Genomic DNA, 25624 nt, shown 5'->3' with positions numbered 1-25624 from the left:
GGACCGCCCCGGCAGCCGGCCGGGGCGGTCCCGTCCGGTTCGGTGCTCAGCCGTCGATCCGGTGCTCCCGCCAGAACGGGGCGAGGTCGACCGGGGACACCGCCCGGGCGGCGGCCTTGAACGCGGCGGTGGTCGAGACGCCGAACCAGTGGGCCCGGGCGTAGTCGCGCAGCAGGGCGGCCATCGTCTCCTCGCCCAGCAGCCGGCCCAGCTCGTGCAGGGCGCAGGAGCCGTGGTCGTAGACGACCGCCTCGTACCGGCCGGGGTGCGCGTCCCAGTGGCTCATGGGCGAGGTCAGCCGCTCGTCCTCGGACTCCCAACGCGGTGCGGCCGCGCAGTCCTTGTCGGCCCCGCCGAGCACGAGGTCGGTGGCGTACTCGCTGAACGACTCGTCCAGCCAGGGCGCGCGGTACTGGTCGTCGCCGACGATGCCGTACCACCACTGGTGCGCCAACTCGTGGACCAGCGCCGAGGGTTTGACCCGGTCGAGGACGAAGCCCGGGTACTCCATGCCGCTGAACCAGAAGGCGTTGTCGAGGACGACGGCCAGCTCCCCGTACGGGTAGGCGCCGAAGCGGGCGGAGTGCGCGTCGATCGCCGTGCGCGCGAGCTCCAGCATCCGGCTCGCCTCCTCGGCGGTGATGTCGGGGGTCGCGAACACGCCGATCCGCACGCCGTCCGCCGACCGGCCGGTGAGCCGGGTGAACGGACCGGCGGCCCAGGCGAAGTCGCGGACCCGACGGGCGGTGACGGCGGTGACGGTCCGGCCCGGCTCGCCGGGCGTGTCCACGGCGCTGCCGGTGGCGGGGACCAGCAGGCCGGAGGGGTGGTCCAGGGTGACGGAGTAGTCGGCCGCGACGGAGTAGAAGGACTCGCCGTTGCGGGTGTACGGATCGAGGTGCCAGCCGTCGCCGTCCAGGACGGCGAGCGTGGGCAGGGCGTTGCCGAGGATGGTGTACGCGCCGTCGCGCCCGAAGCGGTCGAGGCCCTCGGGGACGTCGACGGAGAGCTCGAAGTCGAGGCTGCCGGACTCGCCCTGACGCAGCGGGCGGGGCAGCGGCACCTCGAGCGTGGTGCAGTCCGCCGTGGCCGTGCCGGTGATGCCCGTCAGCCGGACGGCGGGCGCCGCGCACCCGCCGCGGGCGTTCCCCCAGAGCCGCAGGTACACGGCGGACAGCGGCTCGGGCGCGACCTGGGTGAAGTCGACCCGCTGGCGCCCCCGCCAGGCGGCACCCGTCGCATCGCTGCGCAGCGTCAGGGTGTGGGTGACGACCGCCGGGGTCCGCAGGTCGTCGCCGGGCGGGCGGGACCCGGCGGGGCGGTGACCGGGCGGGGCGGCGGCCACCAGCGACAGGAGCACGGCGAGCACGGCGAGGACCGCTGGGACCGCGAGGACCGCTGGGACGGCGTTCAGGGCGGGCGGGCCGTGGCGGCGTCGCATCGGTCGTCGTGGCTCCTGTCGGCGGCGGCTGGTGTGAGGTGGGCGGGTCGGCCGGGCGGGTGCGTCAGGTCAGGCGGGTCGGGCGGCGCCGCGGTGGCGGGCCAGGACCCGCTGGACGGCGCGGTCGACGGCGGGCAGCGAGGCGGCGAGGTCGGTGTAGACCACCTCCTCCACCTCCGCCACCGTGTGCAGCCCCTGGACCAGGAAGGTGTACTCCCGGCCGCGTTCGAGCAGCAGCACGATGGGCTTGCCGAAGGCGCTGGCCCAGCCGATCTCGATGTGGGTGCCCGGGGAGGCCGGGGAGCCCGGCAGGGCGACGAAGAGCTCCGCCTTGCGGATCTCCTCCTGGTCGAGCGCGGTGCACTGCTCGGGGCGCATCAGCTCGGCGCCCCAGGCCTCCCGGCGGTGGGCGTTGTGGACGGCGACACCCTGCGCCTCGAAGTGCTTGATCAGCAGATCGAAGGGCTCCCGGGCTCCCGGCGGCATCTCGCCGGTCTCCGGGTCGAGCAGCTGGATGAACGGCCCGGCCAGGAAGAGGGTCCGGGGCAGCTCGGCGAGGTGGGCGGTGAGGTCGGTGGTCATGGCGCTCAGTCCTTGAGGAAGCACTGGATGTAGGCGTCACCGCTGGTGCCGTGGGTGTACTCGGTGGTGTCGTACGCGGTGTAGGGGTGGCGCTCGACCCGGATCGAGCGGAAGTGCGGGGTGTACTGCCAGCGCAGCTCGGGCTTGGTGCTGAAGAAGGGGATGAACACCCCGCCCGGGCGCAGCACCCGGACCACCTCGGGCATGGTGCGGGCCCACAGCTCGGCGTCGGTCCACACCTCCATGTCCAGGGCCGGGTCGAAGAACATCCCGTCGATGCTCTCCGAGGGCAGCTCGAAGATCCGCCGGAAGAAGTTCCCGCGCTCGACGGTGAGGTTCTCGGGTACTTGGGGGTGCTCGGCGCGGAAGAGGTCCTCGACCTCGTCGAAGAGTTCCAGCACGGTGTGGCGGCGGGTGGCCGGGTTCTGCGCGATCCGCAGGGCGGAGAGGCCGAGGCCGAGCCCGACCTCGTAGAAGTCCTGGCCGTACTCGCAGAGCAGGTCGGCGCTCGCCCACATGAGGTCGCGCTCCCAGGCCTGCATGGCCTGCTCTCCGCCGATGCTGAGGGTGACCTCGCCGTTCTGCTCGATGAGCTGGATGTCGGGCTTGGCACCGGGCTCGGTGCTGGTGGGGGTGCTGGTCATGGCAGTGGGTGTCCTCGGGGTGTGCGGTCGGGGTGGCGGGTCAGCCGGGCAGGACGCCGAAGTGGCGCCGGGCCGTCGAGACGGCGAGGTCCTGGACGGCGAACACGGTGAAGTAGTACGCCTGCGGGGCGGTGGCCGGGTCGAAGCGGACCCGGAACGCGACGTCCGTCGGCCGGCCGCCGACGGCGCGGACCTTGGCGTGCTCGGGCTCGACCGTCACGTCCGCGCGCAGGTAGGTGGGGACGAACAGGCCGAGCCGGACGGGGCCGGTGCGGGCTGCGGTGAGTTCGGCGCGCACCTCCAGGACGCCGCCCTGCCGGACCTCGTCGGCGCTGTGGGCGAGCAGCGAGGGTGCCTGCGGCAGCCGGAAGGTGACGTCCCCGCAGCGCATGCAGACGGCGCAGACGGTGTCGAGGATCTGCGGGAGCAGGCCGCGCCGGGTGAACTCCTGGGCCGGGCGCCCGCAGTGGCAGGTCACCTCGCGCACCTCGGGGTCCAGCGAACTGCGGTCGCCGAAGTGCGCCGGGTAGTTCATCAGCTCGTCCTCGGGGTCCGCCGCGACCTGCCCGGCCAGCACATGGTCGAGGGACTGCAGGTCGGCGGTGAGCGAGGCCTGGATCTCGGCGGCGGACTGGTCCGCGAGGTGGGTGGGCCGGGCCACCCAGAGGTCCACCTTCCGGGCCAGCTTGGTCAGCCGGGGCCGCAGGGCGTGGTTGTGCGGCAGGAGTTCGGAACCGAGCAGGGCGTTCAGCCGGCGGCCGACGGTGAGCAGCAGCGGGTCGGGCCGGTGGTCGGCCGGCTCGGGCGCGGGCGCGGTGGCGTCGGGCAGGCCGAACCGCAGGAACGCCGGGTACGGGTGCGAACCGGCCAGGCTGGCGTTGAGGGTGTCCACGGTGTCGCCGCCGGTGAGGGCCGCGCGCATCCAGGCGACGTTCTCGGGCCGGTCGGAGTCGTGCACCGACACGGCGGCGACCACGGTGCGGGCCGGACCGTCCAGCGCGTTGAGCAGCAGCTGGTACTTCGGGTCGTACAGCGCGAGGTCGGCCAGCGGGCCGCTGTTGCAGGCGCTGAGCACCACCTCGACGGCCGGTACCCGGTGCAGCGGGACGAGCTTGTCCTCGGGCTTGTAGCAGGGCAGCCCGTAGGAGCAGCGCGGGCCGAGCAGCCCGGGCCGGGCCTCGGCGGCCGGGCTGAGGCCGCAGATGGTGAACTCGCCCAGGTTGACGCTGTCGTCCTTGCCGTGGCCCTGGAAGGCGACCTTGCGCCAGTGCGTGCCGAGGATCGCGGCCTGGATGTCGACCCGCTCGAAGTCCCGGTCGTCGTGGACCTGGACGCCGGGCAGGTGCGGCGGCCGGTCGGTGTCGGTGAACAGCCCGACGGCCCCGACCGCGGCCGCCGGTCGGGCGTACTGCTTGGCGATGCTCCAGGAGAGCGAGGCGGCGTCGCGCCCGCTCAGCAGGGTCAGGGCGTGGGTGCGGCTGCGGTAGGTGGCGAACAGCAGGGAGCGCACCGGGTCGAGGGTGAGCCGGTCGTAGCAGCCGACCAGCAGCAGGCTGCCGGGACGGTCGCGGAGGAAGGCGGCGGTGTCGGCGAGCCGCTCCTCGGGCAGCCACTCGGCGGCCAGCGGCCCGGCCAGCTCGGCGAGGCCGTCCGGGAGCCGGTCGGCGCCGAGGACGATGCCGAGGTCGAGCGGCCGGGGGCGGTGGAGGGTGTCGTACAGCTGCTCGGCGAGGTCGAGGCTCTGCGCCAGGTCCGCGCGGCCGTCGATCGGGACCGGCACCCCGACGGTGGCCGGGGCGAGGCGGGGGGCGGCGGCCGGGGAGGTACCCGGGGAGGTGCCCGGGGCGGCGTCCTCGGTGGTGTCCTCGGTGGTGTCCTCGGTGGTGTCCTCGGTGGTGTCCGTGGAGGCTTCGGAGGAGGCCAGGAACTCCTTGACGGCGGAGGGGAACTGGGCGAGCTTGACGGGCCGGAACAGCTGGCCTTCGGGCTTCATCGTCGGTGACCTCGTGGGCGGGAGGGGAGTGGTGGGTGGCACGGGGCAGTGGGCGGCACTGGTGCGGGGGCGGGGCGGCCGGTCATGCGGCGCACTCCGCGGCGGTCGCGGCCGCGGTGCCCCGGTCGAGCAGCGGGCGGACGGCGAAGGCCAGGACGGCGGCGCCCAGCGCGACGGCGAAGGCGACGGCGAACACCCCGCGTGCGCCGAGCGGCTCCACCAGCAGCCCGCCGGCCTGCTGGCCGACCGCGTCGCCGAGCACGGTGGCCAGCGAGGCCCAGGTGAAGGCCTCCGCCAGCGAACCGTTCGGCGCCACCGCACCGACCAGGGTCATCTCGACGGCCGACACCAGCGCGATCGGAGCGCCGCCGACGGCCAGGGCGAGGGCGAGCAGCGGCTGCGAGGTGGCCGCCAGCGCCAGGCCCGTCCCCAGCGCGTAGGCCAGTACCAGTCGGGGGAAGCGCACCGCCGCCGGGACGTCGGACTGCGAGCGCCCGAGCCAGATCGCGCCCAGCGCGCTGCCGACGCCCCAGCAGGCGTAGACGAGGCCGGTGCCGCCGGGGGAGCCGTGCGCCGCCACGAAGGCGGGGATGCCGAGGGTGAGCAGCCCGATCGGCACGGCGCTGGCCGCCATCACGGCCGTGAGCGCCAGCATCGGCGGGTTGCGCAGCGGGCCGAGCAGGTCGCGCCGCTCGGTGCCGGGGTCTGGGTCCGTGCCCGGCGGGAGCCGGACCAGGGCCAGCCCCAGCGCACCGGCGCCGCCGAGCGCCGCCACGGCGGTGACGGCCAGCGCGGCCGAGCCGGCCAGCATCAGGGCGGCCAGCATCAGCGGCGCCCCGATCACCAGGAATTCGGTGAGGATCGCCTCCCAGAGGTAGGCGGTGTCCCGCTCGCTGTCGGCCAGCGGCAGTCGCGCCCAGAGCGAGCGCATACAGGCGTTGGCCGGCGGCAGGGCGATCCCGGCGGCGGTGGCGGCGGCCAGCTGCCCCCAGGTGCCGGGCCGGGTGGTCCAGGCCAGCGCGGCGAGCGCCGCCGGGTAGCACAGGCCGGTGGCGAGCAGCACCGGCCGGCGGCCGGCGCGGTCCAGCCGCCGGGCGACCAGCGGCCCGCCGACCGCCATCCCGGCGGTGTAGAGCGCGCTGGTCAGGCCCGCCTGGGCGAAGCTGCCGCCCTGCTCGCGGACCACCAGCACGGTGGCCAGCGACATCAGGTAGACCGGCAGCCGGCAGACCAGGCTCCACCCCGCCACCGCGGGCACGTGCGGGCGGCGCAGCAGCGTGCCGAAGCGGTGGGCCAGGGTGTCCCGGGCCGGGGTGGAGGTGCTCACCTGGTTCAACGGGCTCCTTCCCGCGCGGGGGCCGGACCGGTCGCGGGGGCCGCATCGACCACGGGAGCCGCATCGACCACCGGGACCAGGTCGACCACGGGGGCCAGGTCGATCACGAAGGCGCCGAGCACGTCGCGCATCCGCCGCTCCACCTCCTCGATCGAGGCCCCGACCACATGGACGTACCCCGAGGCGTTGTGCGAGGCGCGCCGGGCGGAGACGGTGTCGCCGACCCCGACCTTGAGAACGGCGTCGACCACCCCGGGGACACGCAGCAGCTCCTCCGCCGGGGTGATCCGGCGGACCGTCCCGGAGCCCGGCAGAGGCAGCAACAGGTCGCCCGCGCACCGTCTCTGACGATAGCTCAGATCCGGCGCGAGCCCCCGGTAGACGTCCAGGGTGACCCCGAAGACGTCGAAGCCGTACGCGTGCCCGTGGTTGGCCGGGATCTCGCAGCCGGCCAGCCGCAGCCCGATCTCGCCGGCGTACAGCTCGCCGTCGACGAGGAAGAACTCCATGTGCGCGTAGCCGTGGTCGATGTCCATGCCGGTGACGACGGTCTGCAGCAGCGACCGCAGGTCCACCGGCGGCGCCTCGTCGGTGCCCACGCTGATGTTGGCGTTCATCGCCCCGTCGACGATGTCCAGCGGACGGCAGGGCATCGCGCTCGGCCAGGCGTCCAGGACCTCGCCCCGGTGGACGACCGCGCACACCTCCCACTCGGTGCCGCCGAGGAACTCCTCCACCATCCAGTCCCGGGCGGTGAGGTCGAGGCCGGACAGCGCCTCGGGACCGTCCAGCCGGTGGGTGTCCACGCAGGCGAAGGAGTCCACCGGCTTGAGCACCAGTGGCCAGCCGTACTCGGCGGCGAAGGCCGTGATCCCGGCGGCCTCCCGGACCCGGGCGAACGCGGCGGTGCGCAGGCCGAGTTCGCGGAAGCGCTGCTTCATCGCGGCCTTGTCGCGCACCCAGGCCACCTGCTGCTCGGTCAGGTGCGGCAGCCCGGCGAGGGCGGCGAAGCGCTGGGCGAGCGCCTGCCTCGGCTCGGACGGGTTGCAGAACCGCTCGGGCACGGCCGGGAGTTCGGCGGCGGCCCAGGCGCGGTAGCGCTCCGCCTCCCGCTCCAGCGGCTCCCCGGCCCGCACCCAGAAGGCGGGCAGGTGGGAGGTGCGGCGCAGGTGCTCCTCGGAGAGGTCGGCGCGCAGCTCCTCGAAGCGCAGCAGCACGAGGTGCTCGGGGAGCGTGCGGGCCGCGTACCGGGTGAAGGTGGACGGCCGGTCGTCCACCATGAGCAGCACCGGGCCGGCGCCGCTCACACCGTCTCCAGGACGCGGCGGATCGTCTTGACCGCGGCCGCCTGCTCGGCCTCCGGCAGTTCGGGGGAGAGCGGCAGGCACAGGGTGCGGTCCAGCAGGTCGCGGGTGCGGGCGAAGCCGTCCCGGCTGATCAGGAGCGGCCCCTCGGGGGCGTGGTTCCAGGGGAACCCGTCGGCGTACAGCGAGCGGCGGCCGGTGAGCACCGGGTGCTCGGGCAGCAGGTACTTGCCGAGCGTCCAGTGCGCGATGCCCTCGGCGGTGAGGGCCGCCACGGCGGCGTCCCGCAGCTCCCGGGACTCGCAGCGCAGGCGCATGCTCACCTTGACGTCGCCGCGGGCGCGCGGCAGCGGCCGGATGTCCGTGCGGCCGGGCAGCTCGGCCAGCGCGAGCGCGTACATCCGCTCCAGCCCGGCCAGCACCTCGTCGAGGTGCCGGAACTGCTGGCACTGGACGGCCGCGACCTCCTCGCTGGTGACGAAGTTCTCGCCGTAGTGGGCGTCCTGGTCCCAGGTCGGGTAGTGGCCGGGAACCCGCGCCGAACCGTGGTCGTGGTAGCAGCGCATGGTGGCCCCGGCCCGCTCGTCGCCGGTGACGACGAGGCCCCCCTCCCCGGAGGTCAGCACCTTGTTGTGGTGGAAGCTGAACACCCCGGCGTAGCCCGTCGTGCCGACCTCCCGGCCGTCCGGGAAGCGCCCGCCGAGGGTCTGCGCGCAGTCCTCGATCAGATAGGGCACGCCCTCCGGCAGGGTGGCCACCGAGCCCTCCATGTGGGCCACGATCACCCGCTGGGCGTCCGGCGGCAGCAGGGTCCGGTCCAGGGCGAGCGACTCGTCGGCGTCGACCAGCACCGGGATCAGCCCGCAGGACAGCACCGCTCCGGCCACGGCGACGAAGGTGACCGCCGGGATGTACACCGGGTCGCCGATCGAGGGGCGGGTGGAGATCAGCGCCAGCCGAAGCGCCTCCGTGCAGTTGTGCACGGCCAGGGTGTGGGCGACGCCGAGCCGCTCGCTCACCCGGCGCTCCAGCCGGGAGGCCATGCTCTCCTGCTCGGTCTGGTACCGGAACAGCACCTGGTGGTCGATCACCTCCTTGAGCTCCGCCATGTCGGACCAGTCGAGGTAGTTGGCGCCGTAGGGCAGGAAGCGCTGGCCCTGCCGCTGGTGGAGGGTCATCGGGCGTCCGTCTCCGTGATCGGGTGCGTCGAGGCGTCGACGAGCAGCTGCTGGCCGCGGAAGTTGTGCAGCAGCAGGCCGCCGTCGGGCGTCTCGGTGAAGGAGGGGCGGGAGACCGGGATCTTGCCGATCTTCGTGGTGAGCACGTACTGCGGGACGCCGAACCCGGTGATGTGGCCCTGGAGGCCCTCCATGATCTCCCAGCCCTTCTCGACCGAGGTCATGAAGTGGGCGACACCGGTGACGTTGTCGCAGTGGTACAGGTAGTACGGGCGGACCCGGATGCGCAGCAGCTCGGTCATCAGCCGGCGCATGGTCGCGACGTCGTCGTTGATCCCGCGCAGCAGCACGGTCTGGTTGCCGACCGGGATGCCGTGGCGCAGCAGCCGGTCCACGGCGGCGGCGGACTCGGGGGTGATCTCCTTGGGGTGGTTGAAGTGGGTGTTCAGCCACACCGGGTGGTAGCGGGAGAGCATCGTGCACAGTTCCTCGGTGATCCGCTGCGGCAGCAGCACCGGGAAGCGCGAGCCGATCCGGATGATCTCCACGCTGGGGATGGCGCGCAGCCCGGCGACGATCTCCTCCAGCCGGCCGTCCTGGTAGGAGAGCGGGTCGCCGCCGGTGAGCAGCACGTCCCGGATCTCCGGGTGCTCGGCGATGTAGCGGAGGTCCTCGTCGTAGGCGCCGCCCTCGTCGTCCCGGAAGTAGCTGCCCTGGAGGTCGGTGGTGTGGAACTTGCGGGTGCAGTGCCGGCAGTAGACCGGGCAGGCCTCGGTGACGAGCAGGATCACCCGGTCCGGGTACTTGTGCACCACCCGGTTGGTGCGCCGGTAGAGGGTGTCCCCGACCGGGTCGACCTCGGCGCCGGGGAACTCCAGCAGCTCCTCGGCGGCGGGTACGGCCTGCTGGCGGACTGGGCAGAGTGGGTCGTCCGGGTCCATCAGCGAGGCGTAGTACGGGGTGATGCTCCAGCGGTAGCGGCCGGCCACTCCGGCGATGGCCCGCTCCTCGCCCTCGGTGAGGTTGATCCACTCCCGGGCCTTCTCGACGGTGTTGACGCGCTTGCGCATGTGCCAGCGCCAGTCGTCCCACTCGGCCTGCTCCGGGGCGGGCCTGGCCGGGGGCGGTCCGGTGGTGTCTTCGCGGTCGGTGGGGGCGGTGTGGGACATGGCGTGGCTCCGTACGAGGGGGGACGTCGGGCGACGGCGGTGGGCACGGCGGCTGCGGCTGCGGCGGTTGCGGCGTGGACTACGGCGTGAGTGGGTTTCGGCGTGAGCGGACTTCGGGGTGAGCGGACTACGGCGGCGCGAGCAGGAGTTGGCGGACGGTGCGGGCGACGCCCTGCGCGCCGCGCAGATCGTCGAGCCCGGGGCCGACGGCGCCCCACTGCTCCTCGGGCGAGGGCGGCTGCCAGAGCGCGGGATCGGTGGGGTCGGCGGCGCGGGGCACCTGAACCAGCCGGGTGACCCGCTCGGCGAGGTCCCGCTGGGCGGTGCCGAGCGTCGGGAGGAAGGCGAGCGGTGCGCGCCGGGCCTGGGCCAGTGCGACGGCCGCCCAGGTCGGCGAGGCGAGCAGGAGTTCGGCGCGGGCGTGCAGTTCGTCGGCGTCGACCTCGGTCGCCGCGTCGACCGTCACCCCGGGCAGGCCGGCGGTGGCCTCGCGGACCGGGTCGAGCCCGGTGTCCCCGACCACGGCGCAGGAACCGGTGCGGCCTACGGCCTCCCGGACGAGCGCGGGCAGCGGCCCGGTGGCGAAGGCCTCCGCCTCGGGCGGCGGGACGCCCCAGAACGAGAGCAGCAGCAGGGTGCCGCGCCGCTCCCGCCGACGGCTCAGCCGGGCCGGCGCCAGCAGCCCGGTGGGCCGCTCGCCGGCCGGGTGCTCCAGCCAGCCGGGCCACTGGGCGCGGGTGAGCATCCGGTCGACGGGGAGCGGGGCGAGGGCGGCGCCGGGGGCCGAGCGCAGGTGCAGTACCGGCACCCCGAGCCGGGCCAGGCGCGCGGTCGTCGCCTCCTCGTCGCAGACCAGCGCGGCGCCGGGCAGGGTCTGGTCCGGCAGCGCGTGCCCGTTGTCGGTCGACCGGGGCAGGTCGCCGAGATGGGCGGCCACCCGGCGCAGCGCCAGCACGGAGTCCAACTGCTGCTCCCGGCAGGCGAGCAGCACCGTCGGGCCGGCGGTCGTCACCGCCGGAGCGGTCGTCAGTACCGCCACGGTGCCACCTCTCCGAGCCTGGCCACGTCGTCGCTGTAGCCGGCCGCCGTGGTCGAGCAGCCGCTGCACACTCGGGGGCCGTTCTCGCGGAAGTGCTCGACGTGCTCCCGGAAGGCCGGGGTGTCCAGCAGCAGCACGCCGTTCTCGCGGATCGGCGCACCCCCGGGGCCGTCGGCGTCCTCCCGGTGCGGGATGCAGCTGCAGGCGTGCATCCGGCCGCGCCGCCCGTCGATGTAGATCACGTCGTCGGTGACGTGGCAGAGCGGCAGCGAGGCCCGGGGCGGGGTGGACTCCTCGAAGTAGCGCCACTGCTCCTCCGGGGTGTCGCCGTAGAAGCGCTTGCCCATCGGGACGAGCCCGCTCTGCGGACCGGCCGCGTAGAGCGGGTCGCAGACCTCCCGCACATGGTCCGGGTCGGGGTAGCGGATCGAGCGGTCCAGCTTGAGCGCGGACAGCTCCCACTGCCGCACCCCGGCCTCCGTCAGCACCCGGCGCAGCTCCGGCATCTCGGTGTAGTTGTGCGGCCCCACGACGGTGTTGACGCGCGGCAGCACCCCCATCTCGCCGGCCAGCCGCAGGCCCCGCAGCCCGGCGTCGAACATCCCGGGGGAGCGGCGGTAGGTGTCGTGGGTGGCCGCCGAGGCGCCGTCCAGACTGACGATCACCTGGGCCAGCCCGGCCCCCGCGAGGTCCTTCACGAGCTTCGGCAGCTGCGAGCCGTTGGTGATCAGCGACATCCGCATGCCCGCCTCGGCGCCGGCGCGCACCAGCTCCACGACGTCCGGGTGCATCAGCGGCTCGCCGCCGGTGAAGCGGACGTACCCGACCCCGGCGGCCCTGGCCTGAGGCAGAAGCTCGGCGAAGTCGGAGCGGGAGAAGCGGAACGTGTCGCGGGAGAGCGCGAAGTCGCACATGAAGCAGTCGGCGTTGCAGGCTTCGAGGATGCGGATGAACAGGTAGCGAGCGCGCGTTGGCGTGGGGGCGGACACCCGGACCCTTTCGTCGAAGGTGGTGGTCGGAGCGGTCGGACGGATCAGCGGGCGGGGCCGGCGGCCCCCAGGACTTCGACCAGCGCGCCGGCGACCTGGGCCGCACCCCCGGTGCCGACCTCGGCCGTCAGCGCGCCCCAGTCGGTGCCGGGCTCCCGCTCCACCCGGCGCAGCGCCTCGGCGACCAGGCCCCGCACCGCGGCGGAGGTGGCGCGCCGGTGCTGCTGGGCGGCCCGGGCGATGCCGCCGTAGATGAGGTCGAGCGCGCGCCCCTCGCCGCCGGCCCGCAGGGCCAGCGCCTCGTCCTCGGCGAACACCTCCTTCGGCCAGACCACCCGTGACCCGGCGCCCACGGCCCGCTCGTGGAAGCGGCCGTTGAAGATCTGGCTGAGGTTCTGCGGCGGCAGGCAGACCGTCGGCACGGCCAGCCGGCCGGCCTCCAGCAGCGTGGTCAGACCGGGGGAGGCGAGCAGCACGTCGCACTCGGCGAGGCGGTGGAGGAAGTCCTCGTGCGCGAGCGCGCCGACCGTGGTGGCCGCCGGCACCGGACAGGAGTCCACCAACTGCCCGGCCAGCCAGGCCGGGAGGTTCCCGGCGACGTGCACCTCCTCGACCCCGGACGCGGCCAGCGCCTCCAGCGCGGCGGGCAGCACCAGCTGCGGATAGCTCGCCCAGTCGTCGAGCTGGGGCGCGCGCAGCCCGCCCAGGCTGACCAGGGCCCGGCGCGGACGCGGCCCGGGAACGGCGCGCCGGTCGGCCCCGCCCCCGGCGATCACCGCGTCCACCCAGCGCAGCCGCCGCACGTCGGCCAGCACCCCGGTGCACTCCGGCGGGAGGTCGACGCACCGCTGCGCGCAGTAGACCTCGGCGTCCAGGGGGAGTTCGGCGCGGTCCCCCTCCGTCCAGAGGAACGGCAGGCTGTCCACGAAGACCACCGGGACCCCGCAGTCGCCGAGGGCCCGGGCGAGCCCGCCGTCCAGCACCACCAGGGCCGCTTCGACCCGCTGCTCCCGGACGATCCGCGCCAGCTCCCGCTCCGGCTCCGTGTCCGGCAGGTCGAACCAGCGCTCCACGGGCGAGCCCGCCAGCACCGGCCGACCCAGCCCCGAGGCCAGCCCGACGAACCTGGTGCGCTCGCCGCCGCGGGTCTGCAGGGCGGCCAGCACCGCACTCAGCTTCCCGGAGCTGCCCCAGCCGAAGTCCACCCCGGCCACGGCAACCGTCCGGCTCTCCCCGCCCGCTCCACTCACCCGCATCCGCCCCGCCTCCTCCCGTGCCGGCCCGTCCCGGTCGACCGTCGCGCCCTGTCGCGCATGCTTCGTAGTCTTAGCACCCCTACAGGACAGGATGGTTGGCCTACTGACGGATTCGCCGGCTACTCCACCCCGGCAGGTGAACTTCGTCATCGCCGTGTTGACGTACGGCCGTTGGGCCCGGCGCCTCCCGGGCCCGCCGGCCGTGCGGACGCGCCTCCCGCAGCCGGTCCGGGGGTACCGCAGGTCGAGGCGGGTCGCCCCGGGGCGGCGCACCCGTGTCCGCAGGCGGTCTCGCGCGTTTCGCGCGTGTGCTCCGGCGCGCCCCCGAGCGCCCCCGGCGGGCCGCTTGTCGCCCTGGGGGTGCGCGAGTTCAGTGAAGGAGCGTGCGGTGCCGATTCCGCGCCGTCCGGCTGAACGGCCCGCGCGCCCGACTCCCGTGTGCGCCGCCTGCCGAGGGGAATCACGATGCGACCGGTCCCGCCGTCCACGGTCCTGCCGTCCGCGGTCCCGCCGTCCGCGGTCCACCGTTCACGCGCTCCCCGGCCGCGGCGGCCACCCGGGTCGACCGCTCGGCCATGACGCTCGGCCGCCCCGGCCTCCCGGGGTGGCGAGCACGGGGCAAAGCTTCAACGGCGGGGACATGACATCTTGATGATCGCGACCTGTGAAACGTCACATAGCACCAGGAGACGCCCTCCGCCGACTGCTAGCTTCCCGGCTGCCGGAGCCACCGGCGACCCGGCCGACCACAAGTCGGCACCACCACCGCACCGTTGACACGAAGGGACCCTCCACGTGACCGTGCGCAAGCTGACGCTGTCAGCCGCCGCGACAACGACCGTGCTCCTCCTCTGCGGCAGCGTCCTGGGCGCGACCTCGGCCACCGCGGCCGGCCCGGCGCCCACCACGACCAGCTCGACCAGTACGACCACCGCGCCCGCCACCACCGCCTCCGCCCGCGCCGAGGCCCCCGAAGCCCCCGGTTCGCCCGGAGCCCCCGGCGTGGCCGACCTGCCCACGAAGCTCGCCCCGCCGAGCACCGACACCACCCCCGAGGCCACCGTGGTGAGGCCGGCGCAGGGCAGCGCGCCCGCCACCACCACCGCCGCCCCGGCACTCGCGCTCTCCTCCTACGACCCGAAGGCCGGCACCGCCGTACTCGCCCCGGCCGGGACGGAGTCCGCCGAGGGAGCGGCGAAGACCGAAGCGGCCCCGAGCGGATCCGCCGCGCCCGCCGCGGCCGCCGTCCAGCCGGGCCAGCTGATCGACAGTCCGCCCACCCCGGCCGCCCCGCACGGCGCACTGGTCGCCGTCACCGGCGTCCAGCCCGCCGCCGACGGGACGGTCGCCGTCACCACCCGCCCGGCGACCCTCCCCGAACTGCTCGGCGCGACCAGCGCCGACCTGCACAGCGCGATAAGCCCCGCCGCCTTCGAGGTCAAGCCCTGGATCAGCGGCCTCCAGGTCACCAGCGACATCGGCCCGACCTCCGGCAGCGGCTCGGTCTCCGGCGGCCTCGGGCTGAGCGCCGACGCCACCGTCCCGCTGCCGGGCGGCTCCTCGGCCAAACTCTCCGGCTCGGTCGAACTCCACCCCGCCGTCGACTTCTCCTACCGGGGCGGCCTCGGCCTGATCGACCCGCAGCAGGCCCGGATCGGCTTCACCCTGGGCGCCCACGCCGACTGGCACGTCAGCGCCGCCCTCACCGGCAGCACCGGCCCGGTCCGGATCGCCCTGGCCTCGTACAGCGCCAGCCCGGTGGTCATGGTCGGCGTCCTGCCCGTGGTGATCAACCTGGCCTTCACCCTCTACGCCGACATCAGCGCCGACGGCACCGTCACCCTCGACGCGGAGCAGGCGTACGACGGCACCTGGGGCGTCCACTCCGACTACGTCAAGGGCCCGGGCTGGACCACCACCACCGACCCCGGCACCTCCACCGTCTCCCCGCTGCGCCTCGACCTCCGGGGCTCCGCCACGGCGAAGGCCGGGCTGCTCGCCGAAGCCTCCGTCGCCCTCTACGACACGGTCGGCGTCAAGGCGTCGATCGAGCCTTACCTTCGGGTGGCGGTGAACGGTTCGGTGCTCCTGGACGCCACCCACCCCGAGCCGGAGGTCAACGGCACGATCGCCCTCTACGGCGGACTCGACATCAACGGGGCGCTGATGGCCCGCCTCGTCGTCCTCGGCACGCCGGTCCTCGAACAGGACCTGCCGTTCCTCGCGTTCCACCGCGAGTGGCCGATCACGTCCTGGAGTGCCGGGCAGTCCCCGGTGCCGCTGGTGAACTGGACCACGCTAAGCGCGGGTCTGATCGACGACAACCAGTCCGCTTACCTGCGGACCCGGCCGGACTGGGACCCGTCGGCCCTCAAGGCCTCCTGCCCCGACGGCACCCGGCTGCTGGGCCTCGCCCACGGCAGCGACAACGGCCTGTGCAGCGACGTCACCCGCGCGAACCTCTGGGGCGCGAACCACGGCTACGTCGTCGACCACGGCGGGACGTACGTGAACACCGACTGGGCGCCGGGCTACGCCAAGGCGCAGTGCCCCGCCGGCTCCTTCGTCTCCGGCTACAGCCGCAACGGCCGGACGCTCGGCGTGCTCTGTGCCGAGTCCGCCACCCCGCTCGGCACCGCGAGCCGCACCCTGTGGTTCGACAAGGGCGACAACCGCCCGGCGGTGGCCGGTGGTGGCGACTTCGCGTACGGCTTCGGCAAGGGCCAGTGCGCGGACGACGAGTTCGTCGCCGGGGTGGCCTACAGCCAGCCCTGGTGGCAGCTCTGGGCGGCGCGGCCGTACGCGCTGCTCTGCCAGAAGCTCGCCTGACCCGTCGGCCACCCGTAGGCCACCCGTCGGCCACCCATCGGCCGTCCGTCGGCCACCCGTAGGCCATCGGGCGGCCACCCGGCGAGGGTCGGTCCGCCGACCGCCGCCGGGTGGCCGGGGGAAGAATTCTCGACCCGTCCGCCGCTGCCCGTCCGGACCGCACAGGCAGGTCGACCGTGCTCAACTCGAATGTGCCGGGCGCGAGTTGCGGGATCAACGGCATTGTCGGCGACCGGGCCCGCGATCGAGGATGACCGCACCCCCGGCCGGTCCGGCCGGAGGGACGGTACCCAGGAGGGGATCCTCGATGCGTTCGACACTCGCCCGTGCGGCGACCGGCCTCGCCGCCGCCCTGTGCGCCTTCGCCGTGACGGCACCGGCAGCGGTGGCCGACCCGCCGGCCGGTGTCGTGCCGGCCGCCACCGATCTGGTCGGCGTCGGCGTCGACACCACCCAGCGGTTCATGAACAGGACCTCCGTCGACTACAACGCGGCCGCCCTGCCCGGACTGCCGCGCCTCTACAGCTGGGACGTGACCGGCACCAACCCGATCACCCCCAAGGCCGGCGCCTTGTCGATCAACCGGCCCGACGGCTCCGGGCCGGGCTTCACCGCGCTGATCAACACCACGATCAGCACGCTGGACTTCGCCCGCTCCTCGCGCAGCGTGTCGCCGGGCGACCCCAAGCCGTACTCCTTCGTGCCGTTCGCCAGGGACGCCGTCACCTGGTCGGCCAAGGCGGGCGGCCACGCACCGGTCAACCTCACCACCGCCCAGCTCAAGGCCGTCTACGAATGCACCGCCACCAACTGGCTGCAGATCGATCCCTCCCTCGCCAACGCCACCATCAAGCCGTACCTGCCGCAGTCGACCTCGGACACCCGGGTCGCCTTCCTGAAGGCCCTCGGCGGCGGTACGGCGATCGTCCCCGGTGCCTGCGTGACCTCCGGGCCGCGCAACGACCGGGGCACCGACCCGGTGCTCGACGACATCGACGTGGTGTTCCCGTACTCGGTCGGCGTCTACATCGACCAGGTCCATCGGGGCCACGGCACGGCGGTGGAGTCGCCCGGGCCGCTGACCCTGCGCAGCGTCAACGCGATCGCGCCCGTCGACGCCTCGCAGAACATCAACGCGCCGTTCCTCGCGACGCCCTACGGCCGATCGCTGTGGCACATCTTCCGCTCCGCCGAGTACACCGGCACCAACACCCACGGCGTCGCGCTGCGGAGCGTCTTCGGACCGCAGGGCTGGATCTGCGCCCACCCGGCCGTGATCGTCGCCTACGGCTTCGTCCCGATCGCCAACTGCGGCAGCATCACCAACACCTGACGCCACCGCGTGGCCGGAGGGACGGCGACGCGCTGTCCCTCCGGCCACGCGGCCTGGCCGGAACCCCGGTGACCTGCTCCCGCGGATCAGTCCGCGGTGCCGTCCGGCATGCCGTCCGGTCCGGCGAACCGGACCGCGAGGCCGGGGTGCCGGGCGAGCAGGGCGTCCAGGTCCGTGCGGAACTTCGGCGAGCGCGCCATGTGCTCCGGCACGACCAGGTGGCCGCCCTGCTCCGGCGGGACGAGGCCGGCGACCAGCTCGCTCTGCACGACCCGCTCGTGCCGGGTGTCCGCACCGGTGCCGCGCAGCGGGTCGCGGGACGGGGCGACCACGCCGCCGCGCGCCGACAACTGGTCGAGATCCGGGACCAGTCGCCAGATCTGCTGCGCCTGGTGGCTCTGCACCGAGCCGGCCAGGTTGGCCTCCAGGCCGCGGGCGTGGCACAGGTCGACGAAGAAGCGGATCTCGTCGAGGGTGAGGATGCCCCTCCGGGTCAGGCCGTGGGCGTCGGTGTCGTGCGCGTCGAGGTCGACCACCTCCTCGTTGCCGGCCGTGGAGATCAGGCCGATCCTGGCGACCTTGAGCAGAATGCTGGTGTCGATCATGATGGCGTCCGCGCCGGCCGCCGCGCTCGCCTCGACCATGGCGCGGATCGCCTCGCGGTCGGTGCGGCGCTGCCGGGTCAGGCCGTGATCGGCGTGCGCGAAGGGCTCGTTGACCGTGACGTGGGTGCCGCCTGCGGCGGCCGGCAGGGCCCCGCGGGCCTTGAGCTCTGCCTCGGTCGGGCGGGTGCCGGGGGCGTCCGGGAAGAGCGGGAGGCCGTCCTCGGCGAGCAGGGCGTCCGCGAGGCCGGCCAGGTCGAAGGCACCGGGGGCGTCCGGCGCGGACGGGTCGTACTCGCGCAGTCCGACCAGGGCGCGGCGGACCTGCGGTAGGGTCTTCCGCGCGTCCCACAGGTCGAGGTCCTGGGCGAACAGCACGGACATCACCCTGGTCCGGCGCAGTCCGTCCACCCGGCGCAGGGTCGCGGTGATCTCGCCCAGCACGTCGCCGAGCCGGTCGACGTCCATGCCGTCGAGGCCGACCTTCACGATCGGGCAGGGGTGGACCAGGGTGCCCATCGCGGCGGCGACACCGAGGGCGGCCTGGGCGGCCTTGCCGACCGTCTCGTAGGGGGACTTGGCGACGGCGAGGCCGTTTGCCGCGCGCCGGTGCAGCAGCTGGTCCTCGCCGATGTTGGTGCTCAGCTGCACCGGCAGGTCGCGGCGGGCGGCGAGCACGGCGTCGGCGATGTCCATGATCCGGCACGGTTTGATGGTGCCGAGGGCGCTGCGCGGGTCCTCGCTGTCGATGATCCTGGCTCCCCCGAGCACGGCCTCCCGGGCCTCCTGCGGTCCGAACACGCTGACCAGCAGCCGCCGGTCCGCCTTCACTGTGCTGTGCACGCCACTCCACCCCTCCGAGTCGATCACGGTCGGCGGCGACGCTATCTCGCCGCCATGTGCACGCCATCGGGGTGATGCGAAGTCAGTTCGTCGTACTGATCAACCCCGTATGATGCGCCCTCACTCGAAGGGGTGAGTGTTTGCCACGCCCGCGTGCCTTTCCGTGCTGCCGCGGCCACCGGGGACGACGACCGACGGATACATTGCGGCCACTGCGAGTGACGCTTGGAGGTCTCCGTCATGACTGTGACGAGTCGGTACCTGGGTGCCTGGGAGGGGTTCTGGCGGGATGCGCCGGACGAGCCCGGGGCGGTGATCTGGGACGCGGAGGCGGCCCTGGTGGCGGAGCGCCACCTCGCGCTGTTCCGGCCGGGGCTGGTCGACCCGGAGCTGCCGCTGGTCGACCTCGGCTGCGGCAGCGGGACGCAGACGCGCTTCCTGGCCGGACGGTTCGCCCGGGTGCTGGGGGTCGACCTGTCGGAGGCCGCGGTGGAACTGGCCCGGCGGAACGACCCGGCCGGATCGGCCGAGTACGCCCGGCTGGACGCCACCGACGCCGGAGCCGTCCGCGCGCTCCACGACCGCCTCGGCGATGTCAACCTCTATCTGCGCGGGGTGATCCACCAGAGCGATCCGGCCGACCGGGGGCCGGTCGCCGAGGCCGTCGCGGTGCTGGCCGGGCGGCGCGGCCGGGCGTTCGTGGTCGAGCTGGCCGAGGCGGCCAAGCGGTTCCTGGCGGACCTGGCCGGGGGGCCGGCGGGGCCGCCGCCGAAGCTGCGCCCGGTGTTCGCCCACGGGCTGGCGCCCGCCGAGGTGGCCGACGCGGCCTTCGCGAAGCTGTTCGGCGCGGCCGGGCTGGCGGTCCTGGACTCCGGTGACATGCCGCTGGCCACCACGGAGTTCACGGCGGACGGCGACCGGATCGAGCTGCCGGCGCGGTGGCTGCTGGTGGGCGTGGACGAGGGGGCGGGCGGCGCCTGAGGTGTGCCGCCTGTGGCGTCAGCTGGCGCCGAAGTGGCGCCAGTGCTGCCACTGCTGTTCGGAGGACGGTGTCGGTCGGTCCGGTCGGGTCAGGGCGCCGTCCCAATGCCCTGGTGCCACGGGCGCGAGGGTGCCGTCTTCGCCCGGACGGAGCAGATGTCGCCAATCCAGTGCCACTCGGGTGCACAAAAGGCTTGCGCTTGGCGTCATCATGGTGCCATCATGGCGTCAATGAACCTCAGCGCCCATGCCGGGAGCCCGCGGCGCGAGGTCGGTCCGGTACGCCGGTAGCACCGTCAAGCGGTGGCGCCGGCCGCCGGACCGACCCGCCGGGCCCCCACCGGACACCCCCGAGGACGGGATCACCATGCCTTCGTTCGACACTCCCGACCCGATCGCCGTCACCGCGCACGTCGAGGCCGGCTCCATCCACTTCATCGCCGTCGACCGGCCGGACACCGTCGTCGAGGTGCGGCCGCGCGATCCGAAGAAGGACCTGGACGTGCGGTCCGCCGAGCAGACCGAGGTCTCCTTCGCCGCCGGGGTGCTCACCGTCCGGACGCCCAAGCCGCGCTACCTCGTCGGCCGCGTCGGCACCGTGGACGTCACGGTCGAGCTGCCTGCGGACTCGCGGATCGAGGTGGGCGGCGCCTGGGCCCAGGTGCTGGGCGAGGGGCGGCTGGGCGAGACCGAGGTGAAGACCTCCTCCGGGGACGTCCGCTTCGACACCACCGGCCCGCTGCGGCTGGCCGCCGCGCACGGCTCGGTCACCGTGGAGCGGATCGAGGGCGAGGCGGAGGTCACCACCAGCTCCGGCAGCCTGCGGATCGGCCGGATCGACGGCCCCGCCGTACTGAAGAACACCCACGGCACCACGACCGTCGACCTCGCCAACGGTGATCTCCGGGTGAGCGGGGCCAACGGCGACATCGAGGTCCGGCGGGCCGGCGGTTCGGTCGCCGCCACCACCGCCCACGGCACCCTGCGCATCGGCGAGGTGGCCCGGGGCAGCGTCCAACTGGAGACCTCCTACGGCGCCATCGAGGTCGGCATCCGGGAGGGCACGGCGGCCTGGCTGGACCTCGGCTCGGCCTCCGGCCAGGTCCGCAACATGCTCTCCGCCTCCGACGCCCCGGGGAAGTCCGAGGGCACCGTCGAGGTCCGCGCCCGCACCCGGTACGGCAACATCGACGTCCTCCGCGCCAAGCCCTGATCCCGCGGCCCCACCCCGCGGCCCCTCCCCACGACTTCGCCCCCGGTCCGACCTCCGCACGCACGCCCCGAACTGCCCCTCCGCGCACCAATCAGTCGTCACCGAGTCCCCGAACGGGAGGACCACATGCCCTCGTTTGTCATGCCCGCATCCAGAAAACCCGACTCCACCCCGGCACCCGCCGCCGTCACCGCGGTCGGCCTGCGCAAGTCCTACGGCGACCGGACCGTCCTCGACGGCATCGATCTGCGGATCCCGGCCGGCTCGGTGTTCGCGCTGCTGGGGCCCAACGGCGCCGGCAAGACCACCACGGTGAAGATCCTCTCCACCCTCGTCGGCGCCGACGGCGGCCACGCCCAGGTGGGCGGCCACGACCTCGTCACGTCCCCGGACGGAGTACGCGCCGCGATCGGCGTCACCGGGCAGTTCTCCGCGGTGGACGGCCTGATCACCGGGGAGGAGAACATGCTGCTGATGGCGGACCTGCACCACCTGCCCCGCGGCGAGGGCCGCCGGGTCGCCGCCGAACTCCTGGCGCGGTTCGACCTGGCCGAGGTCGCCAGGAAGCCCGCCTCCGGCTACTCGGGCGGCATGAAGCGCCGGCTCGACCTCGCCATGACCCTGGTCGGGAACCCGCGGATCATCTTCCTCGACGAGCCGACCACCGGCCTCGACCCCCGCAGCCGCCACACCATGTGGGGGATCGTCCGCGAACTCGTCGCCCAGGGCGTCACCGTCCTCCTCACCACCCAGTACCTGGACGAGGCCGACGAACTGGCCGACCGGATCGCGGTGCTCGACGGCGGCCGGATCGTCGCCGAGGGAACGGCCGAGGAGCTGAAGCGGCTGGTCCCCGGCGGACACGTCCGGCTGCGGTTCACCGACCCGGCCGCCCACCGCGCGGCCGCCGCCGCGCTGGCGGACGCCGAACGGGACGACGCGGCCCTGACCCTGCGGATTCCCGGCGACGGCAGCCAGCGCACGCTGCGCGCGATCCTCGACCGCCTGGACGCCGCCGGCGTCGAGGCCGACGAGCTGACCGTCCGCACCCCCGACCTCGACGACGTGTTCTTCGCCCTGACCGGCGGTCCCACGCCGCCGCACCGGACCCAGGAGGTCGTCCGATGAGTTCCCTGTCCCTCGCCGTCCGCGACTCGTCGACCATGCTGCGGCGCAATCTGCTGCACGCCCGGCGCTACCCGTCGCTGACCCTGAACCTGCTGCTCACGCCGGTCGTCCTGCTGCTGCTCTTCGTCTACGTCTTCGGCGACGTGATGAGCGCGGGCATCGGCGGCGCCGGTGCCGACCGCTCCGCGTACGTCGCCTACCTCGTGCCGGGCATCCTGCTGATGACCATCGGCGGCACCACGGTCGGCACGGCCGTCTCGGTGTCCAACGACATGACCGAGGGCATCGTCGCCCGCTTCCGGACGATGGCGATCCACCGGGGGTCGGTACTGACCGGGCATGTCGTCGGCAGCGTGCTGCAGGCGGTCCTCAGTGTCGTGCTGGTCGGCGCCGTCGGCGTGGCCATCGGCTTCCGCTCCACGGACGCCACGGTGCTGGAGTGGTTCGCCGCGTTCGGGCTGCTCACCCTGTTCGCCCTGGCGCTCACCTGGATCGCGGTCGGGATGGGCATGGTCAGCCCGAGCGCGGAGGCGGCCAGCAACAACGCGCTGCCGCTGATCTTCCTGCCGCTGGTCTCCAGCGCCTTCGTCCCGCTCGACGCCATGCCGGGCTGGTTCCGGCCGATCGCCGAGTACCAGCCCTTCACCCCCGCCATCGAGACCCTCCGCGGACTGCTGCTCGGGACCGGGATCGGCCACAACGGCTGGCTCGCCGTCGCCTGGTGCCTGGGCCTGTCGGCGCTCGGCCACCGCTGGTCGAAGCGGGTCTTCGACCGCGACCCCCGGTGAGCCGGTACGCGCGACCCCCGGTGAGCCGGTGCACGCGACCCTCACCGGGGCGGCAGGCGCCGGCACGGCCCCGAGCGTGACCGCCCCGGGGAACCCGATCAAGATCCGGTGAACCGCGGAAGGGTCTCGAATCGTCCTATTCGGTATGAACGATGTGTTGATCCACCCCGGACGGGGCCGTTCCCGGGCCGCGGTGGCCGCCACGGCCCCGGCCCTCCGCCGCTCCATACGCGGGGCCGTCGCCCGGTGGGCCGGGTGACGGCCCGGCTGCCCGCAGGGCGGGCGAGGTACGGGGCGATCGCCCTGGTGGTGGTCGCCGCCGTGGCGGCCGGCACCTGGTGGTGGCGCCCGTGGGCGGACGCCGCGCCGAAGGCCCTGGCCTTCACCACGGCGCCCGGCGGCACCGAGCGGGTCGGCACCGGGGAGCACCTCTACCGGTACAAGGTGCGGGCGGAGAACGGGCTGAAGGTCACGCCCGCGCAGTTCGCCGCCGAGGTGGACGCCGTGCTCGGGGACACCCGGCGCGGCTGGGCCGCCGGCGGTGAACGGTCCTTCCAGCGGGTGGACGCGGACCCGGTGGACTTCACCGTGTACCTGGCGACCCCGAAGTCCACCGACCGGATCTGCGGACAGTACGGGCTGGACACCGGCGGCTGGGTGAACTGCGCCGCGGGCAAGCAGGTCGTCATCAACCTCAAGCGCTGGCAGGAGCTGTCCGAGTTCTACACCGGCAAGCCCGAGCTCTACCACGCGCTCGCCGTCAACCACGAGGTCGGCCACATCGTCGGCGAGGGCCATGTCGACTGCCCGGGCCAGGGCGCGCCGGCGCCGGTGATGATGCAGCAGATCAAGGGGCTGCACGGCTGTGTGCCGAACGGCACACCGTACGCCGAGGACGGCACCCTGATCACCGGCCCGCCGGTGGCCGCCTCCACCGCGACGCCCGTGCCCTGACGGCGGGGAGGGTCGCGCCGGCTCCGGCCGGGGTCAGCCCAGGGCGGCGGCCTTGCGCAGCAGCACCGACCGCTCGCGGGTGTTGCGGCACATCCGGGCGGCGAGCTCCAGCTCCGAGCGCGCCTCGGCGGTACGGCCGAGACGGGTGAGCAGCTCGCCGCGCACGCCCGGCAGCAGGTGCGAGCCGGACAGCCGCCCGGACTCGGCCAGCCCGTCGACGATCCGCAGGGCCTCCTCCGGGCCGGCGGCCATGGCGACGGCGACCGCCCGGTTGAGGTCGACCACGGGGGAGGGCGCGATCCGGCCGAGCGCCTCGTAGAGCACCACGATGCGCGGCCAGTCCGTCTGCGCGACCGACGGGGCCCCGGCGTGGCAGGCGGCGATCGCCGCCTGGAGGCCGTATGGGCCCAGGCCGTGGCCGGTGGCGATCGCCCGGTCGAGCGCGGCCAGCCCGCGGCGGACGGCCGAGCGGTCCCACCGGCGGCGGTCCTGGTCCTCCAGCAGGACCGGCTCGCCGTCGGGCCCGGTGCGCGCGGGGAAGCGGGCGGCGGTGAGCTCGAACAGGGCGAGCAGGCCGAAAACCTCCGGTTCCCCGGGCAGCAGCGCGGTCAGGGTACGGGCCAGCCGGATCGCCTCGTAGGCGAGGTCGGTGCGCAGCAGCCGGTCGCCGCTGGTCGCCGTCGAGCCCTCGGTGAAGAGCACGTAGAGCACGCTCAGCACCCCGCCGAGGCGCTCGCGCCGCTCCTCCGGCGGGGGCACCGCGAAGGGGACGCCGGCGGCGGCGACGGTCTTCTTGGCCCGGGTGATCCGGGCCTGGAGGGTGGGCACCGGCACCAGCAGGGCGCGGGCGATCTCCTCGCTGGAGAGCCCGGCGACCACCCGCAGGGTCAGTGCCGCGCGGGCCTCGGGCGACAGCACGGGGTGGCAGGCGACGAACATCAGCGCGAGGACGTCGTCCTCGATCAGGTCCGGGTCCCACGGCAGGTCGTCCGGGTTGCCGGGGGCGGGCTCGGCGCCGGAACTCGCCCCGCCCTCGGTCAGCCGGCCGGCGAGGGCGGCGTAGCGCTCGTCGAGGGCGGAGCGGCGGCGGAACCGGTCGATGGCGCGGCGCCGGCCGGTGGCGAGCAGCCAGCCGACCGGGTTGGCCGGCTCGCCGTCGCGCGCCCAGGCGACGAGCGCCTCGGCGACGGCCTCCTGGGCGACGTCCTCGGCGAGGTCGAACTCGCCGGTGAAGCGGGTGAGGGCGCCGACGATCCGCGCCGACTCGATCCGCCACACGGCCTCGACGGCCCGCCGGGCCGCCTCGGCTCCGGGCCCGTGGGGCGCACCGTCGACGCCGTCGGGCGCACCGTCGGGGCCGCCCGGTACGGAGTCGGGTGCGGAGTCCGGGCCGTCGCACTCGTCGACCGGCCCGGGGGAGCCGGGCGCCCCGGACGGGCCGAGCGGCCCGTCCGGGGGCTCGGGGCTCAGAGCTGTCCGGTCCGCTCGCGCCATGCCCGCTCCCTGACGATCCACTCGTTGTCCTGGGGGAACTCGTCGATGCCCGGCACCCGCCGGATCTCGATCTTCGTCCCCGGGAAGGCCGGCAGTCGCTTCGCCCAGGCGACGGCCTCGTCCTGCGAGGCCACGTCCAGGATGTAGAAACCGCCGAACAGTTCCTTGGTCTCACCGTACGGGCCGTCGGTGACAATCGGCGCCTCCCCGGTGCGGTCGACCACCACGCCCTTCGACGCGTCGTCGAGGCCCTCGGCGGCGACCAGCACCCCGGCCCGGATCAGCTCGTCGTTGTAGCGGCCCATCAGTTCGAGCATCTCGTCGAAGGGCGTCTCCATCATCGTCGCGGTCGACTCGTCGTTGCCGCGCATGATCAACATGTACTTCGCCATGGCCTGTCTCCTTGGTACGGGGAGTCGCTGTCCGACCCTCTCTACCCCAGGTCGAACGGGACGGCGCGGGATCGACACGACGGGGGCGCCCGGAGCGAAATTCTCCCCGGACGCCCCCCGGCGTTCCTCCTGAAGC

At 74.2% G+C, this 25624-nt stretch carries 21 protein-coding genes; 7 read left to right on the top strand and 14 right to left on the bottom strand.

Annotated elements, in window-relative coordinates; genetic code table 11:
* Positions 1 to 46 precede the first annotated feature (46 nt).
* From IF01_RS0118880 to IF01_RS0118830, 11 genes are all read right to left on the bottom strand, one after another.
* Positions 47 to 1441, bottom strand: coding sequence for a M1 family metallopeptidase (locus IF01_RS0118880; protein ID WP_078880083.1), 1395 nt, complete (start codon positions 1439 to 1441; stop codon positions 47 to 49).
* A gap of 69 nt (positions 1442 to 1510) precedes the next feature.
* A complete protein-coding gene (locus tag IF01_RS0118875) occupies positions 1511 to 2023 on the bottom strand; it encodes a TIR domain-containing protein (protein ID WP_051742680.1) in 513 nt (170 codons plus the stop codon).
* Between the two features lie 5 nt (positions 2024 to 2028).
* Positions 2029 to 2667, bottom strand: coding sequence for a class I SAM-dependent methyltransferase (locus tag IF01_RS0118870; RefSeq protein ID WP_030394613.1), 639 nt, complete (start codon positions 2665 to 2667; stop codon positions 2029 to 2031).
* Between the two features lie 40 nt (positions 2668 to 2707).
* Positions 2708 to 4660 carry a hypothetical protein gene (locus IF01_RS0118865; protein WP_037780261.1) on the bottom strand — a complete coding sequence of 651 codons (1953 nt, stop codon included), beginning with the start codon at positions 4658 to 4660 and terminating at the stop codon, positions 2708 to 2710.
* 82 nt (positions 4661 to 4742) lie between these two features.
* On the bottom strand, positions 4743 to 5987 hold the full coding sequence (locus IF01_RS0118860; protein WP_078880101.1) for an MFS transporter: 1245 nt from the start codon (positions 5985 to 5987) through the stop codon (positions 4743 to 4745).
* A 5-nt stretch (positions 5988 to 5992) separates the two neighbouring features.
* On the bottom strand, positions 5993 to 7303 hold the full coding sequence (locus tag IF01_RS0118855; protein ID WP_244215554.1) for an ATP-grasp domain-containing protein: 1311 nt from the start codon (positions 7301 to 7303) through the stop codon (positions 5993 to 5995).
* On the bottom strand, positions 7300 to 8478 hold the full coding sequence (locus IF01_RS0118850) for a DegT/DnrJ/EryC1/StrS family aminotransferase (protein ID WP_030394609.1): 1179 nt from the start codon (positions 8476 to 8478) through the stop codon (positions 7300 to 7302). Before IF01_RS0118850 ends, IF01_RS0118855 begins: the two co-directional genes overlap by 4 nt.
* On the bottom strand, positions 8475 to 9647 hold the full coding sequence (gene blsG / locus IF01_RS0118845; RefSeq protein ID WP_051742677.1) for an arginine 2,3-aminomutase: 1173 nt from the start codon (positions 9645 to 9647) through the stop codon (positions 8475 to 8477). The genes IF01_RS0118850 and blsG overlap by 4 nt, the downstream gene beginning before the upstream one ends.
* A gap of 127 nt (positions 9648 to 9774) precedes the next feature.
* Entirely contained in the window at positions 9775 to 10686 is a 912-nt protein-coding gene (gene blsF / locus IF01_RS0118840) for a CGA synthase-related protein (protein WP_244215553.1), read from the bottom strand.
* Positions 10674 to 11675 (bottom strand): cytosylglucuronate decarboxylase, encoded by a 1002-nt coding sequence (gene blsE, locus IF01_RS0118835; protein WP_030394606.1) that lies wholly within the window; start codon positions 11673 to 11675, stop codon positions 10674 to 10676. Before blsE ends, blsF begins: the two co-directional genes overlap by 13 nt.
* Positions 11676 to 11719: 44 nt before the next feature.
* Entirely contained in the window at positions 11720 to 12931 is a 1212-nt protein-coding gene (locus tag IF01_RS0118830; RefSeq protein WP_030394605.1) for a hydroxymethylcytosylglucuronate/cytosylglucuronate synthase, read from the bottom strand.
* A gap of 795 nt (positions 12932 to 13726) precedes the next feature.
* On the opposite strand from IF01_RS0118830, the gene IF01_RS51040 reads away from it, so the two are divergent.
* A complete protein-coding gene (locus IF01_RS51040) occupies positions 13727 to 15760 on the top strand; it encodes a hypothetical protein (protein WP_030394604.1) in 2034 nt (677 codons plus the stop codon).
* Positions 15761 to 16067: 307 nt separating this feature from the next.
* The gene (locus tag IF01_RS0118820; protein WP_030394603.1) at positions 16068 to 17093 is read left to right on the top strand and encodes a substrate-binding domain-containing protein; all 1026 of its coding nucleotides are present in this window, start codon (positions 16068 to 16070) and stop codon (positions 17091 to 17093) included.
* A gap of 86 nt (positions 17094 to 17179) precedes the next feature.
* On the opposite strand, the gene IF01_RS0118815 is transcribed toward IF01_RS0118820, so the two are convergent.
* Positions 17180 to 18538: a (5-formylfuran-3-yl)methyl phosphate synthase gene (locus IF01_RS0118815; protein ID WP_157855275.1), complete on the bottom strand. Its 1359-nt coding sequence runs from the start codon at positions 18536 to 18538 to the stop codon at positions 17180 to 17182.
* 240 nt (positions 18539 to 18778) lie between these two features.
* Here IF01_RS0118815 and IF01_RS0118810 point away from each other — a divergent pair, with 240 nt between their 5' ends.
* The 5 genes from IF01_RS0118810 (at position 18779) to IF01_RS0118785 (ending at position 23602) form a co-directional block, all read left to right on the top strand.
* Entirely contained in the window at positions 18779 to 19519 is a 741-nt protein-coding gene (locus IF01_RS0118810; protein ID WP_030394601.1) for a class I SAM-dependent methyltransferase, read from the top strand.
* A 367-nt stretch (positions 19520 to 19886) separates the two neighbouring features.
* On the top strand, positions 19887 to 20732 hold the full coding sequence (locus IF01_RS0118805) for a DUF4097 family beta strand repeat-containing protein (protein WP_030394600.1): 846 nt from the start codon (positions 19887 to 19889) through the stop codon (positions 20730 to 20732).
* A 126-nt stretch (positions 20733 to 20858) separates the two neighbouring features.
* The gene (locus IF01_RS0118800; RefSeq protein WP_375340987.1) at positions 20859 to 21860 is read left to right on the top strand and encodes an ATP-binding cassette domain-containing protein; all 1002 of its coding nucleotides are present in this window, start codon (positions 20859 to 20861) and stop codon (positions 21858 to 21860) included.
* Complete coding sequence (locus tag IF01_RS0118795; protein ID WP_030394598.1) at positions 21857 to 22648, top strand: ABC transporter permease; 792 nt, start codon at positions 21857 to 21859, stop codon at positions 22646 to 22648. The genes IF01_RS0118800 and IF01_RS0118795 overlap by 4 nt, the downstream gene beginning before the upstream one ends.
* Before the next feature lie 246 nt (positions 22649 to 22894).
* The gene (locus tag IF01_RS0118785) at positions 22895 to 23602 is read left to right on the top strand and encodes a DUF3152 domain-containing protein (protein WP_082558940.1); all 708 of its coding nucleotides are present in this window, start codon (positions 22895 to 22897) and stop codon (positions 23600 to 23602) included.
* A gap of 33 nt (positions 23603 to 23635) precedes the next feature.
* Here the strand turns inward: IF01_RS0118785 and IF01_RS0118780 are convergent, their stop codons facing one another.
* Complete coding sequence (locus tag IF01_RS0118780) at positions 23636 to 25096, bottom strand: RNA polymerase sigma factor (RefSeq protein WP_078880080.1); 1461 nt, start codon at positions 25094 to 25096, stop codon at positions 23636 to 23638.
* The gene (locus IF01_RS0118775; RefSeq protein WP_030394595.1) at positions 25069 to 25488 is read right to left on the bottom strand and encodes a YciI family protein; all 420 of its coding nucleotides are present in this window, start codon (positions 25486 to 25488) and stop codon (positions 25069 to 25071) included. The genes IF01_RS0118780 and IF01_RS0118775 overlap by 28 nt, the downstream gene beginning before the upstream one ends.
* Between the last annotated feature and the right edge of the window lie 136 nt (positions 25489 to 25624).

The organism is Kitasatospora purpeofusca (assembly GCF_000718025.1).
GTDB lineage: Bacteria > Actinomycetota > Actinomycetes > Streptomycetales > Streptomycetaceae > Kitasatospora > Kitasatospora purpeofusca.
The sequence above is the reverse complement of the archived record's forward strand: the minus strand, read 5'-3'. Positions and strand labels throughout refer to the sequence as shown.